Origin of the sequence: Vibrio sp. NC2 (genome assembly GCF_025195005.1) — a bacterium.
GTDB classification, from domain to species: domain Bacteria; phylum Pseudomonadota; class Gammaproteobacteria; order Enterobacterales; family Vibrionaceae; genus Vibrio; species Vibrio splendidus.
On record NZ_JANVFC010000002.1, the window covers coordinates 21136 to 37795 of the forward strand.

The following is a 16660-nucleotide window of genomic DNA, read 5'->3' on the forward strand; positions in this document are numbered from 1 at the left end:
ATTTAGTTTCAATATTTAGGTTTAATGGTGACCCATAAAGGTGTGCGGTATTGAATTTTGATAGGTAAGATCTGACTGATGTTATATAGTGTTTGGTCGATATTGCTCGTAGAAAAAATACCGGTCAGTTTCAAATCTTTCAATGAAGGGTCAATATTGAGTATTCCACGACGGTACCGAGATAACTCGTTTATGAACTCAATTAAAGGCGTAGCTTCGGCTAATATCTTTTGAGATAACCACAGTGCTCCGGTACTTTTATTTCTTTCAATACTGGAAACTGTACGTCGGTTGAAGCTTGCCTGATGGCCTGCCAAAATATGGGAAGTCCCCATTCCTAGCATCGGTTGCAATTTCACTTCTCCTTCGTAAACGCACACTTCGGTGGCGGCATCATGTTCGCGAACTGTGAATTGTGTCCCTAGAGGTAGTACTCGACCTTGAATAGTCGAGACAGATAGAGGTGTTCTATGGTGTGAATTTGTAATCAACACCTCACCTGTAACTAGATGTAATTGGCGGTGGTGTTGGTTAAACTCGACATAGATCTGCGAAGCGGTATTGAGTGCGATCTCGGTGCCATCGGATAAAATTACTGATTTCATTTCACCAGTGGCAGTTGCATACTCAACACCTTTAGGTGCTGTTCGATAAGTCGATATACCAACAACTAGACTAGTGAAGGAAAGACCACTTAATATAAGCATATCTCGCCTAGAAAGAGCCGATTTCTTCGGAGTCAAGATTTGTCGGCTAATATCCGATTGAGGAACGTTTGCAAACTTACTTTGTATTAGTTCTAGTTTTTTCCATGCTTCGGCATTCTGCGGATGAGCGTTCTTCCAGCAAAGGAAGGCATCTTGGTCTTGTTGTGTGACATCATCTGCCCATAGACGAGCCATCCAGTTTGACGCTTCTGTTAAGGTTTCTCGTGTTAGCTTGTGCATAGGATTACGCATCGTCTAACATAGCTAGCATACAACCTTGTAAGGCTTTAGCTACATACTTTTCGACAGAAGAGATAGAGACTTGCAGTTCTTCTGCGATAACTTTGTAACTCTTTCCTTCTATCTGACGCATCAACAAGGCTTGGCGAGATTTTATAGGTAACCGGTGCAACAGAGAGTCAATCTCAACTAAAGCTTCTACTACTATTGTATGGTTTTCTGGCGAGCCAGTAATTTGTAATGGTTCGCTTTCGATCAGTTCGAGATAGGCCGATTCAACTCGTTTCCGACGATACAAATCGATCACTAGACCTTTGGCTATATGGGTCAGGTATTTACGTGAATCTTTATATTCTGGTAATTTTCCGCGAGTCAGTAAACGGAGGTAGGTGTCTTGAACTAAGTCCGCAGTGGTATCCGGACAACCTAAACGGCGCCTAATAAATATCGAAAGCCAGCCATAATGCTCTTGGTACATATTGTCTATACGTTCCATATTGGCAGGGCTTGTTAATGTCATTGCCTGATACTCCCTAGTAATTCGAATCGTAATGATAACTGTTATCATTACGGATTGAGAAATATATCAGAAATGCAAATATGTGCTACATAAATATTTTATAAATGTATTTAATTTTGTTAAGTGATTAAAAAGGATGCAAGGTTGATTTAAGCGTAGTCTGGTTGAGGGGGCATAACATTACCCCAAATTATAGGATTCCAGAATTGATGCTTAATGCTTAATGCATTGGTCAATGAGTCATATCAATATCTGTCGCACCTAGAAACGCAAGGGCAGCTTGTAGAGCTATTGAAGGTGAACCTTGGATTTTCTCAGCAAGTACGTTGTAGACTGTATTGGCATCAAAAAGAGAGATTTGAGGATAAAGTACGGGTTCTTTTAAGATCAAGCTAACTAGCTCTTCATGTGAGCAACCACCAGACTGTTTTAATTGCTTCAGCGCCGCGATTTGGATACCAATATAAGGGTGCTTTAGTAGCCCGAGTAATTCTGTTTCGTCAGTGGTATATCGCACTAAACAGACTTGTAGAGGGAGGCTTTCAGAGGCTATTAATTGTAAACGGTGTTGATCGATCCAGAGAATGCCAAGCCAATCGATGATACTTTCGAGGTTGGAACAATCATCATTCAAGACTAGATCTAATACCGAGTGGTTGAAGTAGGGCGTCTCAACGTCAGTCAAGTTGATATGATGACAACGCAAGGCAATGACTAGCGCGTGAAATTCAGCGTTGGATAGGTTGGTCAGTTTTTCAATAGAGCAAAGCTCCATCAGATATTGCTTGTCTTGACAGTATTCAATCGCTAACGCTAGGTTTGACAAGCTTTCGATTGCAACTCGTTTGGTTCGAGCATGTTTTGTTGAAGGTTTTGAATGCGCTGATTGCCTCAACGAATCAAGCGTGGAAGTGATAGGAGGCTGTGTGGCACTAGAGTCATCATTCGGACCGTCAAGTTCTCGATGTGGTAATTCTGTTGTCGCCGTTTCTCTTTCTGTTTGATTGGTTGTAATAATTGCAGGTAAGTCGACTATGAGCTCTTTTAGATAGGCCTGAGAACTCGGTGCTAGAGTATGAGATAGGTGATCAATGAGTTGTCGCCTCACTGAATTGCTGCAAGTGCCCGATTGCAGTTGCTGACGGATAAAGGCAAGGCTTAGGGTTTGTGATATGTCACTTAGTAAAACATTCAAGCAATCAAGTTGAGTCGCTTCGTCTAAGCTCGAAAACTTCTCATAAAAGACTGACATAAAGCTTCTAAGTTGGGCTTGTTTACTCTGCGGGTTTAAGCTCGAGATTAACAGAAGTATCGCCGTTATTGAATGAGAGAGGTGCCGTTTATCTTGCCATTGATTCACGAGTTGTTGCTTGTGATTGTCGCTAAGCAGTGCCGAAAGGATATCGATTGGAATTTCTTGCAATAAGTCGTTCTGACCAAGGTACTTAATGTCGACTTGGTAATTCCATTTTTCCAATGTACTGAGAGATGTTTGTCTTATCAGTGGGTCTAAGTGCGAAAGGCCAGTTAAAAACATTTGCAAATACTCACGACTGTTCATTTGAGACAGGCGTTGAAAGGCGATTTGCTGGCAACGTAGATCTTGGTGTTGCGTGGCTTTGAATAACGTTATTTTATCCGGTGTGCTTTTCAATAACATACGCATATCACTTGTGCGCGTTACTGCAAAGTTCTCTTTAAGTAGTGCCGGTGAGTGACGCGATAGCACTGAGACTAGTTTGACCTGAACATCAGGCTCAGGGTCACTTCGAAGCAGGGGCAGTAAACGACTCGCTTGAATGTAATCTAAATTAAGTTCATGGTTATCCAAAATACGTGCAGCATTCAAACGGATATCATCACCATCATTCCATTCACCTTCCCAGTAATCGATATCGTCACAAACGACGTCTATCAATAATCCCTTCGCTTGTTCTGAATCGTTGTTGTGCTCAATAGCATTCAATGCGGCTAGTTTTACTTCGCTGTCATCCCACTGTTGAAAGCAGTGGATGATGTCTTTGATAGGAGCATGCTTGTCTTGAGCTAAACATTCTAGGCTTGTGATAACAACATCTACAACGTTGGATTCTAAACCTGTAAGCAAGAGGTGTTTAGTTTGCGAAAATTGAGCGAGAAACTGAGTTGCTAGAATTTGATCGGATACGTTCCCAGCAAGATAGGTATGTTCGACACAGAGAAGGAATTTATCGAGAGACATAGGTTTTAGTACCACTGAACTAACAAGTTTGAATAATAACTCTTATCATTCCGAATTGTATGATCCTAATCATATCTTTAATGTTTCACGTGTTAATAATAGGCTTCATTGATAATGATCCTTAAAAAGGAATGCCGATGAGTGTTTTACGAGCACAGTCCACACTTCAAAGCTTCGCTCGAAAAGTCTGCGTAGTATTGTGCTCCTTTTTTACGATGAATTTACATGCTGCTTTGCCTCCTTTAGATGTCGATCCAGCTCAAGCAGAACTCGGTAAACGACTGTTTTTTGATACGCGCTTGTCCGGGGACGACTCGATATCGTGCTCCAGTTGCCACATTCCATCTAATGGTTTTTCTTACCCTGAACCGTTGAGTCCTGCCTATACGGGGAGTGATGGATTTCGCAATGCTCCAACACTTATTAATACAGCCTATAAAGAGGTGTGGTTTCACGATGGTCGTATTGGCACCAACCTAAACGATGTGGTGCGGGAGAATATCACTGAAGACTGGCTGATGAATATGGACATGCGTTTGATGCAGGAACGCCTCAAACAAGACCCAATATACGTCGAGATGTTTAAAGCGGCCAATCTTGGAGAACCGTCAAATGGCGGAGTACGCAAAGCTCTGCCTGAATACCTAAAAACATTGACTTCGAAAAACGTCCCTTTTGACAAGGGTGAGCTTAGCGACTTAGCGAGCCAGGGAGAAAAGCTGTTCACAGGCAAAGCGGGGTGCAGCCAATGCCATCGTGGTGCTCTATTTTCGGATGGAAAGGCACACAATACCGGAGTGCCAGAAAATCATGAGATATTTTTAGACCCAATGCGACATCAATCTTTTCTTGCCTACAACATGTTTATGGGTGTGCAAGATTACTTAACGTTAAAGCGCGATGTTGGTGCGCATGTTCAAACTCATAAAGCGGATGGTAGCGATCGCGGTAAGTTCATAACGCCAACGCTGCGAGAGCTCACTCAAACTGCGCCGTATATGCACAATGGCATGCTTGCCACGCTTGAAGATGTGGTTGAATTTTATAATCAAGGTGGTGGCGAAGACTCAAACAAAGACTCTCGAGTCACCACGCTTTCCCTAACGGACTATGAAAAAAAGGCGCTAGTGGCTTTTTTGGAATCGTTATCTGGAGACGCCCTTATAGGCGAAGAATACGAATGGTTAGACTATGACTTCGGTTACGAATACACGGAGGATTGGTCAAATGCTCGTAACTAAGCGCTCTGTATTAAAGGCAGCACTCTTTATTCTTATTGGGATGACGGGGCTTCCCAATGTTGTTAATGCAAGAGTACAGCTTGAGCCTCTAGGTGAGGTGCCTGTGCCTGCGGATAATAAACAAACACCCGAAAAAATAGAGTTGGGAAAGATCTTATTTTATGACGGTCGGCTAAGTGGCGATACGACTAGCCCATGTGCTGGTTGCCATATTCAATCTCAGGGTTGGGGTTTTCCTGATGACTTATCCATGGGATATCCGGGTACGGTACATTGGCGTAATAGCCAAACGATTATTAATGCGGCTTATTATGACAAATTTTTCTGGGCGGGCAGCGCTATGTCATTGGAAGCGCAAGCCAAAGATGCTGCGAAGGGCGCGGTCGCGGGTAATGGTGAAGATGACATCATGGAAGCGCGTTTAGCGTTAGTACCTGAGTATGTTGAACGTTTTAAGCGAGTGTTTGGTGATGATACTCCGAAAATACACAACGCTTGGCGCGCTATAGCCGCGTTTGAACGTACGATGATTCAACGTGACACACCAATAGACAACTATTTACTCGGTGACAAAAACGCTTTGTCTGAGTCCCAATTGAAGGGTAAAGCACTGTTTGAGGGCAAAGCGAATTGCATTGCTTGTCACAACGGGGCTTTGGCATCTGACCAGAAATTCTACAACATTGGCGTGCCGCCAAGCCCTTGGTGGAATGATGATGGACTGGCACAGATAACGTTTCGATTTGAGCTTTATTCTAAAGGTGTCACCGAAGAGATGTACCGCACTACAAAGGCCGATCCCGGTGCTTACTTTCGTGCTAAACGTAAAGAGATGTTTGGTAAGTTTCGCACGCCAAGCCTACGTTATACAAAATACACAGCGCCTTACATGCACAATGGCACTATTCCAACTTTAGAAGCGGTGATCGATTTTTACGATCGAGGTGGTGTGGCGGATGACGGGCGCACTACTGGGTACCCTAAAACCAAATCTGCTTTGATCCAACCTCTCGGTTTAACGGAGCAAGATAAAAAAAACTTACTGAGTTTTATCGAAGCATTTTCAGGTGAACAGATTTTTATTGAAGAGCCAACCATTCCAGAATACCAACCGCTATTTACTAAAGAAGAACTTGCTGGAGCAGAGAAATGATCGCCAACTCAGAGCAAAATTCGAGTAAACGACACAACAAATGCATGATGTCACGACGTGATTTTTTACTTTATTCCGGCGCAGCCACTGCCGTCTCTATGGTTCCTCTGACCTTATTTGCAGGGACTGATTCTGAAACTCAGGTAGAAGGTCGTATTGTCGGTTACCCGCGTAAGAAAATCGCAAAGTTAAGTCAACTCAGTAACCACATTCCGGTTCACTTTCAATATCCAGATGAAGGAAAAAACTCGATTGCGATGCTGGTTAAATCCGACATCGAATGTGGCGGTGGGATAGGGTTACAGCGAGATATTGTGGCGTACTCGATGACGTGTACTCATCAAGGTGGGCCTTTAACCGGTGCTTATAAAGCAACAGGGGAGCATCGCATTGTCGGGCAGTGTCCATTCCACTTGTCTACATTTGATTTACGACGTCATGGCATTATGGTTTCTGGTCAAGCCTTTGAGAGCTTACCTCAAGTACTGCTGGAGCTAGAAGGTGATGATATCTATGCGGTCGGGGTTATGGGGTTGATCTTTGGTCGAATGGAAAATCTGATCGATGTGGAGGTTAGCTAGATGACTCAATTTTCTTTTAACGATAAATTGGCTGTAAACGATAAATCAGCTTTAAACAGCCAGTATCTGCAACCGACTAGTACATTACTGCCACCTGCTAGTGCGGAAGTCATCACAACAGCGTGTGACTATTGTATTGTTGCGTGTGGTTATAAGGTTTATCGCTGGCCCGTGAGTAGCCCTTCCGGTGGCCCTGCTGCAAGTGAAAATGCATTTGGTGTCGATTTCCCGGTTCATGCTTTGCAAGCTTGGGTTTCGCCACAGCAACATAATATTATTTCGCATAATGGCAAACCACACCATGTGGTTGTAGTGGCAGACAAAGACATACAGGTCGTCAATAAAGGCGGTGACTCTTCGGTTCGTGGTGGACTGCTCGCAAGAAAGCTTTATAACCCAGAAACACCAACCAAAGATCGATTGAAGCAACCACTTGTTCGAATTAACGGTCAGTTACAGCCGGTAGAATGGGATTTTGCGTTGGATATAGCAGCCCAAGTCGGCCGTCATGTGATTGATACGCACGGTTCGAACAGTTACTGCGTAAAAACCTATTCCTATCAGTATATTGAAAACACCTATGCGATAACAAAGTATGCATTGCGTCATGTCAATACCGCGAATTTTTCGTTTCATGATACGCCGTCAGATGTCACCGCAACCCCAGGATTTCGAGATGCGGGTTTTGATAATTTTGCTCCAAGTTATGATGATTGGGGCGCGGCAGATACTTTGATGATCTGCGGAACAGATCCGTATGAGACAAAAACCATCATCTTTACGCAGTTTATTATGCCAGCGGTGCATCGTGGGATGAAAACCGTGATTTTGAACCCTCGTGAAACTGCTGGAATAGCCTGGCTTAAAGCTCAAGGTGGATTGCACCTCGATATTAATCCCGGTAGCGATAATCTTGTGATTGGTGCAATTGCTCGAGTGATCTTAGAGCAAGGCTGGCAAGACAATGAGTGGATTGAAAACTGGGTCAATAATAAATGGGAATCGAGCTCAGGTTTTGGTCAGGGTACTCGTAATACGCCATGGCAATGGAGAACCACTTGGGGCAAATTCCAAACGAATGGCTTTGATGATTATAAGCAATGGAATTTGGAGCAGAAAGAGTACGCACCTGAGTATGCCGCTTCGATAGCGGGTATTGATGTGGAGAAGATCCACAAAGCCGCTGAGATGTTGGCAATGCCAGTCAACGGTCAACGAGTTAAAGCCTCAATTGGTATAGAGAAGGGCTTTTATTGGTCGAATAATACCGGGAATACCAACGCCATCGCCTCCCTTGCAACGATAATCGGTACTGGTGGCCGAGAAGGGCGTGTGATTGGTCGATTTGGTGGGCATCAACGTGGTGGACTAGCCGGTGGGAAACTACCAAGGAACAAGTCACCTGAAAAAGTCGCAGGCAGACGCAGACGCTCAATAGACACCGATAGATATCTCTATTCTGGGCATACCCGTATGGCCCATGTCATTGGTACGACATGGATTCAAGCTATGTGTGGCAGCTATGGGTTGAAAGAGAAATTCACCGATTTAACCACACGTAATCCTCACCAAGCGACGCGACGTGATAAACAGCACATTATAGATACACTCAAAAAGCGTGCAGATTCTGGTGGAATGGTCGTCATCAATCAAGATATTTACTTACGTGATCCTATAGGTAAACAGTTTGCCGATATCATCTTTCCGGCCGCGACTTGGGGGGAAGAGGATTTCATGCGTGCTAATGGTGAGCGTCGGCTGCGCCTTTACCAACAGTTCGCTGATGCGCCGGGTCAGGCTAAGCCAGACTGGTGGATCGTTGCTCAAATGGCTTCGCGAATGGGGTACGACGGGTTTGATTGGCAAAACTCAAATGACGTAGCTGAAGAGTCATCACGATTTAGCCGTGGTAGCCGTAAAGATTTCAATATGATTAAAGTTGCAGCACATGCTGAAGGAAAAACTCTTCATCAAAAGCTCGCTGAATTTGGTACTGAAGGGATTCAAGGGCCTGTTTTTTATAACTATGATACCAAAAAGCTGATTGGCACTAAGCGCCTACATGACACTGAAATGAGTTGGGGTGATCTGGTCGACAAAGGGCTGCAAGATGGGCCTCAAGGCGCCAATATTATGCGTAAACAGCTCACTCAATTTAATAGTCAGACGGGGAAGGTCAATCTTCAAAAGCACCCTTGGGATCTGTTCAGTGATTTCCACGCTTGGCTTACCCCAAAACAGGACGAGTTATGGTTTTCGAATGGTCGTATTAACGAAATTTGGCAGTCAGGGTTTGATGATACCGAGCGCAGGCCTTACATCACGCATCGTTGGCCTGAAAACTGGATTGAAGTACACCCAGAAGATGCGGAAAAACGGGGCATAGAAGCCGGAGATGAAGTACTGGTGTATTCGGAGCGGGTGGCCAATTTTAAGGATACGATTCTGGGTATCGAATCAGACGATTTCCAGTTTAGTAACTTAATGAAAAATGGTCACATTCAACTGGATTACGCGGAGATTAAAGCCGTTGCGATTGTCACCTCAGCCACGAAAAAAGGTGTGTTGTATTGCAATATGATGGACATGAAGAACCCAGCGAATGCTTTAACAACAATGGTAGTTGACCAAATCAGTGGTAACTACAACTACAAAATGGGCGTCGCCAAAATAAAGAAAATTGGTGAATCAAAATATAAGCGTGAGTTTGAAGGATTCTCCTTTGCACCACGTAACATTGTGTAAGGGAAGTTTATGTTTGGCGTATTATTGGTTTTGCATGTATTGGCTGCCACCATTTGGACGGGAGGGCACATTATTCTCAGCGTCGTTATCCTTCCTAAAGTCTTGAAACACCGTTCTCCAGAAATGTTGTTGGAATTCGAGCAAGGGTACGAAAAGGTGGGAATGCCTGCTTTGGTAGTTCAAGTGGTGACCGGGTTGATGCTCGCTTATCACATGTTGCCGGACGTTAGCTTATGGTTTGATATGTCGATTCCATTGGCTCATGGCATTGCCGCTAAATTGACGTTGCTGTCTCTGACGGTATTGCTAGCCCTAGACGCACGCTTTCGTGTGATTCCAAAACTATCGAAGGACAACTTGGTTGATATGGCGCTGCACATTGTGCCAGTGACTATTATTTCAATTTTGTTTGTGGTTGTCGGAGTTTCATTCAGAACGGGGTGGCTAGTTTGATATGTTTGTACGTTTAGTGCGGAATATTTGACCATGTCTAAGTAGATAACAAGAAACAGCGCTAATTCGGCGCTGTTTCTTGTTACTGACTCCCGAAAACCGTTTTCAGACAGGCATTCCTATCTCAATACCAAATGGAGAGTCGGTGCTTTAAAAGTAGGGACAAAGGTTATTGAACCTTTTGCTCTGCTTGATCGAGCAAGCCTTGCATCTTCTTCTGAGCTCGGCGACTCACACGTTTTTTGGCTGCAGTGCGAGCTTCTTCTAAGTTAACATTTGGGTCACCCACGACCACTAGCGCCACCATTCCGTGTCTGTGGTGCACTTTACATTTGATTCCGTACACACCGGGCTTATCAAAAGTGACTTCCTGAGCGTTTGACCCGGATATCATAAGAGGTTTAGCTCCGTCAGGAAGCATCCCTTGAATGCTATGAGCAGTATGAGAGCCAACGGTTCCTTTAAAAAGCACCTTGTCACCAGGGTCGATTTCTACGTAATCAGGAATGAATTGATACATCTTGTCGATGTTTTCAGAATTCATGTCCATCACTTGTTTGATGACTTTTGTTTCAGCAAGTGCAGGAGTGGCAATGATAGTTAAGATCAGTAGAAGTACACGCATAGTAGTTGGCTCTATCAAATGAGAATTATTTCCAATAATTTTAATTTATTCACCGTTTGGTTGAAAGCTTGATTTGATATAGCTTCGGTGAATTTGAACGCTATATGTGCTGGATCAATTAAATTAACAGTTTGATAACTGGGAAAGCTTTGTCTTCAAGGCTCGTTAATAATCTAAGGACATTTTGCGAGTTGTTTGTCACGATTCGGATTTAATAAAATGGATGACATTATGATTCAATGTTCATTTTTTGATCATTCATTCGGCAAAACCCTTTCATAACTGCACATAGTTCTTCATGAATTTGGAAATTAACGTAAGTTTTAACGTTGTGTTAAGTTAGTAAATGAAAATGATTGTCATTTACTTACGTCATTGCTAACCTATTGTGAAATTTTACAACACTCTTTCTAGTGCGCCAAAGTGTATATAAAATCCCGCTAAACCCTATCAAAACCAAGGTTATTCGTTTGCTTAGCTCGATAAATAAGCAGATCTACCTCTTTTGTTCTACCCCTTTCGGGTAGTTCGTTTTCGTAATTGATTTACATCATATTTTCATTTTCTTTCATAATTCATTATTCGTGTAGTTAAGAAATATATAACCTTCAGGAATTCTTATGAGCAAGATGAAGCTAGTCGTAATCGGTAACGGGATGGTAGGCCATCGCTATATCGAAGATTTAGTCGAGAAGACAGATGTTGCAAACATGGACATTACGGTGTTCTGTGAAGAACCACGTGTTGCGTATGACCGTGTTCACCTTTCTTCTTACTTTTCACACCACACTGCAGATGAACTTTCTTTAGTTAAAGAAGGTTTCTACGAGAAACACGGCATCAATATGCTGATCGGCGAACGTGCTATCAACGTTAACCGTGAAAAGAAAACAGTTTACTCAAGCACTGGTCGTGAAATTCAATACGACAAGCTTATCCTTGCTACGGGTTCTTTCCCATTCGTACCGCCGATTAAAGGCCACGAAGGCAAAGACTGTTTTGTTTACCGTACTATCGAAGACTTAAAAGCTATCGAAGCGACCGCTAAGAATTCTAAATCTGGTGTTGTTGTTGGTGGTGGTTTACTTGGCCTTGAAGCAGCAGGCGCACTTAAAGCGCTTGGCGTAACCACTCACGTTGTTGAGTTTGCTCCAAAGCTTATGGCAGAGCAGCTTGATCTTGCAGGTGGTAATCAGCTTCGTCAAAAGATCGAACGTATGGGTGTCAATGTCCATACAAGCAAGAACACGCTTGAAATTGCTCCTGAAGGCACTGAAGCTCGTAACGTGATGCGTTTTGCAGACGGCACTGAGCTAGAAACTGATTTCATCGTATTCTCTGCTGGTATTCGCCCACAAGACAAACTTGCTCGTCAAATGGGTCTAGGTATTGCGCCTCGCGGTGGTATCGAGATCAACGATCACTGTCAAACGACAGACAAAGATATCTACGCAATCGGTGAGTGTGCGTCTTGGAACCAAACGTTCTACGGGCTAGTGGCTCCTGGTTACAAGATGGCGACAGTTGCCGTTGACCACGTTGTTGGTAACGAAAGCACATTTGAAGGTGCTGACATGTCTGCGAAGCTTAAGCTTCTGGGCGTGAAAGTAGGTTCAATCGGTGATGCAAACGGTCGTACTCCTGGTTGTAAAAGCTACGTTTACCAAAACGAAGAGCAAGAAGTTTACAAACGCTTAATCGTTTCTGAAGACAACAAGAAACTGCTTGGCGCAGTAATGGTTGGCGATACTTCTGATTACGGTGACCTTCTTCAACTTATGTTGAACGAAATTGACCTACCAGAACACCCAGATGCATTGATTCTTCCAGCACACGCTGGTGGTGAAAAACCAACGCTTGGCGCTGATTCACTACCGGAAACTGCCGTTATCTGTTCTTGTTTCGACGTAACCAAAGGCAAGATCGCTCAAGCGGTCGCTGAAGGTCACCATACCATCGGTGATATCAAAGCAGTCACTGGTGCAGGTACAGGTTGTGGTGGTTGTATTCCGCTTGTGACTTCTGTGCTAAACGCTGAACTTGCAAAAGCGGGTGTAGAAGTGAAGAACGACGTTTGTGAGCACTTTGCTTACTCTCGCCAAGAGCTTTTCCACCTGATTCGTATCGAAGAAATCAAAACATTCGACGAGCTACTTGAGAAATACGGTAAAGGCTACGGCTGTGAAGTATGTAAGCCTCTAGCGGGTTCTATCCTTGCTTCTTGCTGGGGTGACCACATCCTTAAGCCTGAGCTAGTAAAACTGCACGATACCAACGACAACTTCTTAGGTAACATTCAGAAAGATGGTACTTACTCGGTTATCCCTCGCATGGCAGGTGGCGAAGTAACGCCTCAAGCTCTAAGCGTTCTTGCGGATGTTGCGGCTGAATACAACCTATATACGAAGATCACTGGAGCACAACGTATCGGTCTATTCGGTGCTCAGAAAGATGACTTACCAGCAATCTGGAAGAAGTTAATCGCTGCAGGTTACGAAACGGGTCAAGCTTACGCAAAAGCACTTCGTATGGCTAAGACATGTGTTGGTTCAACTTGGTGTCGTTACGGCGTTCAAGATTCAGTTGGCCTAGGCGTGATGATCGAGAACCGTTACAAAGGCATCCGTACTCCTCATAAGATGAAGTTCGGTGTGTCTGGCTGTACTCGTGAGTGTGCTGAAGCTCAAGGTAAAGATTTAGGTATTATCGCAACGGACGCTGGTTGGAACATGTATGTGTGTGGCAACGGTGGTATGAAGCCTCGTCACGCAGACTTACTGGCAAGCGACCTAGACCAAGAAACACTGCTGAAATACATCGACCGTTTCATGATGTTTTACATCCGCACGGCTGCGCCACTACAACGTACTTCGGTATGGATGGACAATCTAGAAGGCGGCGTTGACTACCTACGTGAAGTGATTGTTGATAACAAACTTGGCATTAACGACCAGCTTGAAGCTGACGTGGCTGGCCTCGTGGGTAACTTCGCTTGTGAGTGGACTGACACTATCAACGATGAAGCTCAACTTAAGCGCTTCTCACACTTCATCAATGCTGATGACCGTGATGAAAACGTTGTGTTTGTTGACGATGGCCGTGAACAACACCGCCCAGCAACATTTACAGAAAAACACCCAGAAGCGAAGGGCGACATCCTTCACGTTGAACTGGTTTAATTGGGAGACGACATCATGGCATTTACCAAAGTTTGTAAGATCGAAGATATTATTCCAGGTACCGGTGTTTGTGCATTGGTTGGTGGTGAGCAAGTTGCTATTTTCCGCCCAACTAAAGCCGAAGAAGTGTTCGCTATTAGTAATACTGACCCGTTTTTCCAATCAAACGTTTTATCTCGCGGTTTAACGGTTGAGCACAAAGGTGAGCTTTGGGTGGCGAGCCCACTTAAGAAGCAACGCTTTAACCTAGCAACAGGTGTGTGCATGGAAGACGAGAACTTCAGCGTGAAAGCGTATAAAGCTCGTATTACCAAAGGTGCTGTTGAAATCTCAGCATAATCGAATACGTAACAAGATTTGATAGATCAAGGGTTCTAGTTATCGACATTGCCTTAGTTCGGCAACTAGAACCTTTTCCTATCCGATTTTAACTTTTAATTTTAACTTTTTAAGGACAACCTTATGTCTCCTGATTTTAAACCAGCTGAATTCGTTCAAACGATGATCGATGTGGGTGAAGCGAAAACGAAAACGAGTACTCGTGATCTTCTGATTCGAAGCACAATGGCAGGCATCATTCTTTCTCTAGCCGTTGTTGTAGCAATCACGGCTATCGTGCAAACAGGTATCGGCATCGTTGGCGCTCTTGTGTTCCCAGTAGGCTTCGTGATTCTAAGTGTAATGGGTTACGACTTAGTAACGGGCGTATTCGGCCTTGCACCTTTAGCGAAATTCGATAACCGCCCAGGTGTGACTTGGGGGCGTGTACTGCGTTGTTGGGGTATTGTTGGCCTTGGTAACCTTATCGGTTCTCTAATCGTTGCGGTACTGGTTGCTATCTCATTAACGGGTAATTTCTCTCTAGAACCAAATGCAGTAGCGCAGAAATTCATCGCTGTTTCTACTGGTCGCAGCCTAGGTTTTGAAAACATGGGTATGGACGGCTGGATCACGTGTTTCGTACGCGGCATCTTCTGTAACCTAATGGTTTGTCTAGGTGTGATTGGTAACATGACAGCACGTACAGTGTCTGGTCGTGTCGCAATGATGTGGTTCCCAATCTTTATCTTCTTTGCACTAGTATTCGAGCATACAGTAGTAAACATGTTCCTATTCCCACTGGGTATGATTCTAGGCGCTGATTTCGGTATCGCGACATGGTTGAACTTCAACCTTATCCCAACAATCCTAGGTAACATCGTAGGTGGTTTGTTCTTAACATGTGTACCTTTGTTCCTAACACACGCTAGAACCGCTCCTTCTTTAGGTGCTAAGTAATTCTGAATACGGTGAAACGTAATTTAGTATGAGATTAAGAGCCCCAACAACATGTTTGGGGCTTTTTTAGTTCGAAAGCCTTAAACATCATCAATGCGTTGATTTTTATTGAGTAAAATAGCTGCAATAGACTGTTTTGTTATAATTACTTCTATCTTCGTTAGTATTTAGACTGAATATTTAGCTCAACACCTGATAGTCTAAGGGTTAAGGATTTGGATAAGTCATCATGAATACAGTGACTTATCACATAGATTGAAGCTTGAGATAAAACAAGCAAACCTTCGGAGCACAGCATGTCAGAAGTATCGTCATCGAATGTTAAAGAAGTAACCAAGGGATTGGTTTCATTAGTAGGCGCGGGCCCTGGTGACCCAGACTTACTTACCCTAAAAGCGGCACGCGTTATTCAACAGGCTGATGTGGTCGTTTATGACCGCTTAGTATCTAAAGATATCTTGGCAATGGCTAACTCCGATGCAGAAATGCTGTATGTGGGGAAAAAGCTCGATCATCACTGTGTACCACAAGATCAGATCAACCAATTATTGGTGACCAAAGCACAAGAAAACAAGCACGTTGTCCGTCTAAAGGGTGGTGATTCGTTTATCTTTGGTCGTGGTGGTGAAGAGTGTGAAACTCTGGCTGAAAACGGCGTGAGATTTGAAGTGGTACCCGGTATCACCGCAGCTGCAGGGGCGACTGCTTACGCGGGTATTCCGCTGACACATCGAGATCACGCACAAAGCGTTCAATTCATTACTGGCCACTTAAAGAAAGATGGCGAAGATATTGATTGGCGTTCGCTTGCTCAACACAATCACACGATCGTGTTTTACATGGGTCTGAAAGAGAGCCCGAACATTCAGAAAAACTTGCTGGATAACGGTATGCGAGCAGACATGCCGGTTGCGATTATTGAGAATGGTACGCGTCAAGAGCAGAAAGTGTTCCGTGGTGGGTTGAGTGACCTAGCCAACCTTGCCAGCGTTGCAAAAAGCCCAGCATTGATTGTGGTAGGTAGCGTTGCCCAACTTCATGAAAAATTGGCTTGGTTTGACAAGCAAGCTTAATTGATTATTTTACAAGTTAGTGTGTTAAGCGACCGTTTAGCTGACTAAGAATCAAATACTGCAGCGGCTACTTTGTCGCTGCATTTCTTTTTGGCGCATAGGCATCTCATCAATAATGTTGGTGATAAGGTTCCAATCAGTCTTCCCATTCCATCGGTGCTTTTCTTTTCCGTCTTTACCTATCAAAACAGCAGTATGTGAGCCTTTCGGTATTCCATAGCTGTCGGTTACCGCCTCTAAGTTAAATTCTTCTTCAAGCCAAGTAGGGACTGTGTAGCCGCTTTCCGCGATGACTATGATAACCACGTCTCGTTCATCCAATTGACAGTTATTGATCAACACTTCATTGAGAAACTCTTTGACGGCGGAGTCCTCCTTCGGCGCAAAATAGATCACACTGCGGTGCGGTAAGGCCTTGGAGTGAGAGTAGGCTGGGTAAGCGTGTAACGAGTTGACTGACAGAATCATAAACATAACCGCGCTTGTTAATAGAGTTTTTAATGGTTTGGATATTGCTTTGGTTATCGCTGCGCAGCAACGTGGCAATACTGAGCCATTAGTGATGCTGCCAAGGTATGATTTGATTATTTGTCGGTACTGCATGTTCCACCTTCCTTGATAAACTCAAACAAGCTCTGAGTGAA

General features: G+C 43.9%; 14 protein-coding genes. 9 read left to right on the forward strand and 5 right to left on the reverse strand.

The features are described from left to right. Positions 1–8: 8 nt before the first annotated feature. From NX845_RS03815 to NX845_RS03825, 3 genes are all read right to left on the reverse strand, one after another. Positions 9–947, reverse strand: a complete 939-nt coding sequence (locus tag NX845_RS03815) for a FecR domain-containing protein (protein WP_065682518.1) — start codon at positions 945–947, stop codon at positions 9–11. Between the two features lie 4 nt (positions 948–951). After that, positions 952–1467 carry a sigma-70 family RNA polymerase sigma factor gene (locus NX845_RS03820; RefSeq protein WP_017087539.1) on the reverse strand — a complete coding sequence of 172 codons (516 nt, stop codon included), beginning with the start codon at positions 1465–1467 and terminating at the stop codon, positions 952–954. Between the two features lie 232 nt (positions 1468–1699). Continuing rightward, positions 1700–3688, reverse strand: coding sequence for a hypothetical protein (locus NX845_RS03825; protein ID WP_065682487.1), 1989 nt, complete (start codon positions 3686–3688; stop codon positions 1700–1702). Between the two features lie 137 nt (positions 3689–3825). Between NX845_RS03825 and NX845_RS03830 the strand changes: the two genes are divergently transcribed. From NX845_RS03830 to NX845_RS03850, 5 genes are read left to right on the forward strand one after another with little or no spacing between them, the layout of a single operon-like run. Next, entirely contained in the window at positions 3826–4929 is a 1104-nt protein-coding gene (locus tag NX845_RS03830) for a cytochrome-c peroxidase (protein WP_260256549.1), read from the forward strand. Then, a complete protein-coding gene (locus NX845_RS03835; protein ID WP_260256550.1) occupies positions 4916–6082 on the forward strand; it encodes a cytochrome-c peroxidase in 1167 nt (388 codons plus the stop codon). The genes NX845_RS03830 and NX845_RS03835 overlap by 14 nt, the downstream gene beginning before the upstream one ends. Beyond that, positions 6079–6663: an arsenate reductase (azurin) small subunit gene (locus NX845_RS03840; protein ID WP_065680018.1), complete on the forward strand. Its 585-nt coding sequence runs from the start codon at positions 6079–6081 to the stop codon at positions 6661–6663. Before NX845_RS03835 ends, NX845_RS03840 begins: the two co-directional genes overlap by 4 nt. Continuing rightward, complete coding sequence (locus tag NX845_RS03845) at positions 6664–9408, forward strand: arsenate reductase (azurin) large subunit (RefSeq protein WP_260256551.1); 2745 nt, start codon at positions 6664–6666, stop codon at positions 9406–9408. Between the two features lie 9 nt (positions 9409–9417). Continuing rightward, complete coding sequence (locus NX845_RS03850; protein WP_004731117.1) at positions 9418–9861, forward strand: CopD family protein; 444 nt, start codon at positions 9418–9420, stop codon at positions 9859–9861. Between the two features lie 169 nt (positions 9862–10030). Here the strand turns inward: NX845_RS03850 and NX845_RS03855 are convergent, their stop codons facing one another. Continuing rightward, positions 10031–10486, reverse strand: a complete 456-nt coding sequence (locus NX845_RS03855; RefSeq protein ID WP_260256552.1) for a plastocyanin/azurin family copper-binding protein — start codon at positions 10484–10486, stop codon at positions 10031–10033. 620 nt (positions 10487–11106) lie between these two features. On the opposite strand from NX845_RS03855, the gene nirB reads away from it, so the two are divergent. The 4 genes from nirB (at position 11107) to cobA (ending at position 16016) form a co-directional block, all read left to right on the forward strand. After that, positions 11107–13665, forward strand: coding sequence for a nitrite reductase large subunit NirB (gene nirB, locus NX845_RS03860; protein WP_017079295.1), 2559 nt, complete (start codon positions 11107–11109; stop codon positions 13663–13665). 15 nt (positions 13666–13680) lie between these two features. Beyond that, entirely contained in the window at positions 13681–14004 is a 324-nt protein-coding gene (gene nirD / locus NX845_RS03865) for a nitrite reductase small subunit NirD (protein WP_004731122.1), read from the forward strand. Positions 14005–14127: 123 nt separating this feature from the next. Further along, complete coding sequence (locus tag NX845_RS03870; RefSeq protein ID WP_017079293.1) at positions 14128–14943, forward strand: formate/nitrite transporter family protein; 816 nt, start codon at positions 14128–14130, stop codon at positions 14941–14943. Positions 14944–15239: 296 nt separating this feature from the next. Continuing rightward, a complete protein-coding gene (gene cobA, locus NX845_RS03875; RefSeq protein ID WP_065682491.1) occupies positions 15240–16016 on the forward strand; it encodes a uroporphyrinogen-III C-methyltransferase in 777 nt (258 codons plus the stop codon). Between the two features lie 51 nt (positions 16017–16067). On the opposite strand, the gene NX845_RS03880 is transcribed toward cobA, so the two are convergent. Then, positions 16068–16619, reverse strand: a complete 552-nt coding sequence (locus tag NX845_RS03880) for a DUF4174 domain-containing protein (RefSeq protein WP_065682492.1) — start codon at positions 16617–16619, stop codon at positions 16068–16070. Between the last annotated feature and the right edge of the window lie 41 nt (positions 16620–16660).

Bases quoted from the DNA above. Each gene is read 5' to 3' on its own strand.
- NX845_RS03815 (WP_065682518.1), bottom strand. From the start codon at position 947: ATGCACAAGCTAACACGAGAAACCTTAACAGAAGCGTCAAACTGGATG.
- NX845_RS03820 (WP_017087539.1), bottom strand. From the start codon at position 1,467: ATGACATTAACAAGCCCTGCCAATATGGAACGTATAGACAATATGTAC.
- NX845_RS03825 (WP_065682487.1), bottom strand. From the start codon at position 3,688: ATGTCTCTCGATAAATTCCTTCTCTGTGTCGAACATACCTATCTTGCT.
- NX845_RS03830 (WP_260256549.1), top strand. From the start codon at position 3,826: ATGAGTGTTTTACGAGCACAGTCCACACTTCAAAGCTTCGCTCGAAAA.
- NX845_RS03835 (WP_260256550.1), top strand. From the start codon at position 4,916: ATGCTCGTAACTAAGCGCTCTGTATTAAAGGCAGCACTCTTTATTCTT.
- NX845_RS03840 (WP_065680018.1), top strand. From the start codon at position 6,079: ATGATCGCCAACTCAGAGCAAAATTCGAGTAAACGACACAACAAATGC.
- NX845_RS03845 (WP_260256551.1), top strand. From the start codon at position 6,664: ATGACTCAATTTTCTTTTAACGATAAATTGGCTGTAAACGATAAATCA.
- NX845_RS03850 (WP_004731117.1), top strand. From the start codon at position 9,418: ATGTTTGGCGTATTATTGGTTTTGCATGTATTGGCTGCCACCATTTGG.
- NX845_RS03855 (WP_260256552.1), bottom strand. From the start codon at position 10,486: ATGCGTGTACTTCTACTGATCTTAACTATCATTGCCACTCCTGCACTT.
- nirB (WP_017079295.1), top strand. From the start codon at position 11,107: ATGAGCAAGATGAAGCTAGTCGTAATCGGTAACGGGATGGTAGGCCAT.
- nirD (WP_004731122.1), top strand. From the start codon at position 13,681: ATGGCATTTACCAAAGTTTGTAAGATCGAAGATATTATTCCAGGTACC.
- NX845_RS03870 (WP_017079293.1), top strand. From the start codon at position 14,128: ATGTCTCCTGATTTTAAACCAGCTGAATTCGTTCAAACGATGATCGAT.
- cobA (WP_065682491.1), top strand. From the start codon at position 15,240: ATGTCAGAAGTATCGTCATCGAATGTTAAAGAAGTAACCAAGGGATTG.
- NX845_RS03880 (WP_065682492.1), bottom strand. From the start codon at position 16,619: ATGCAGTACCGACAAATAATCAAATCATACCTTGGCAGCATCACTAAT.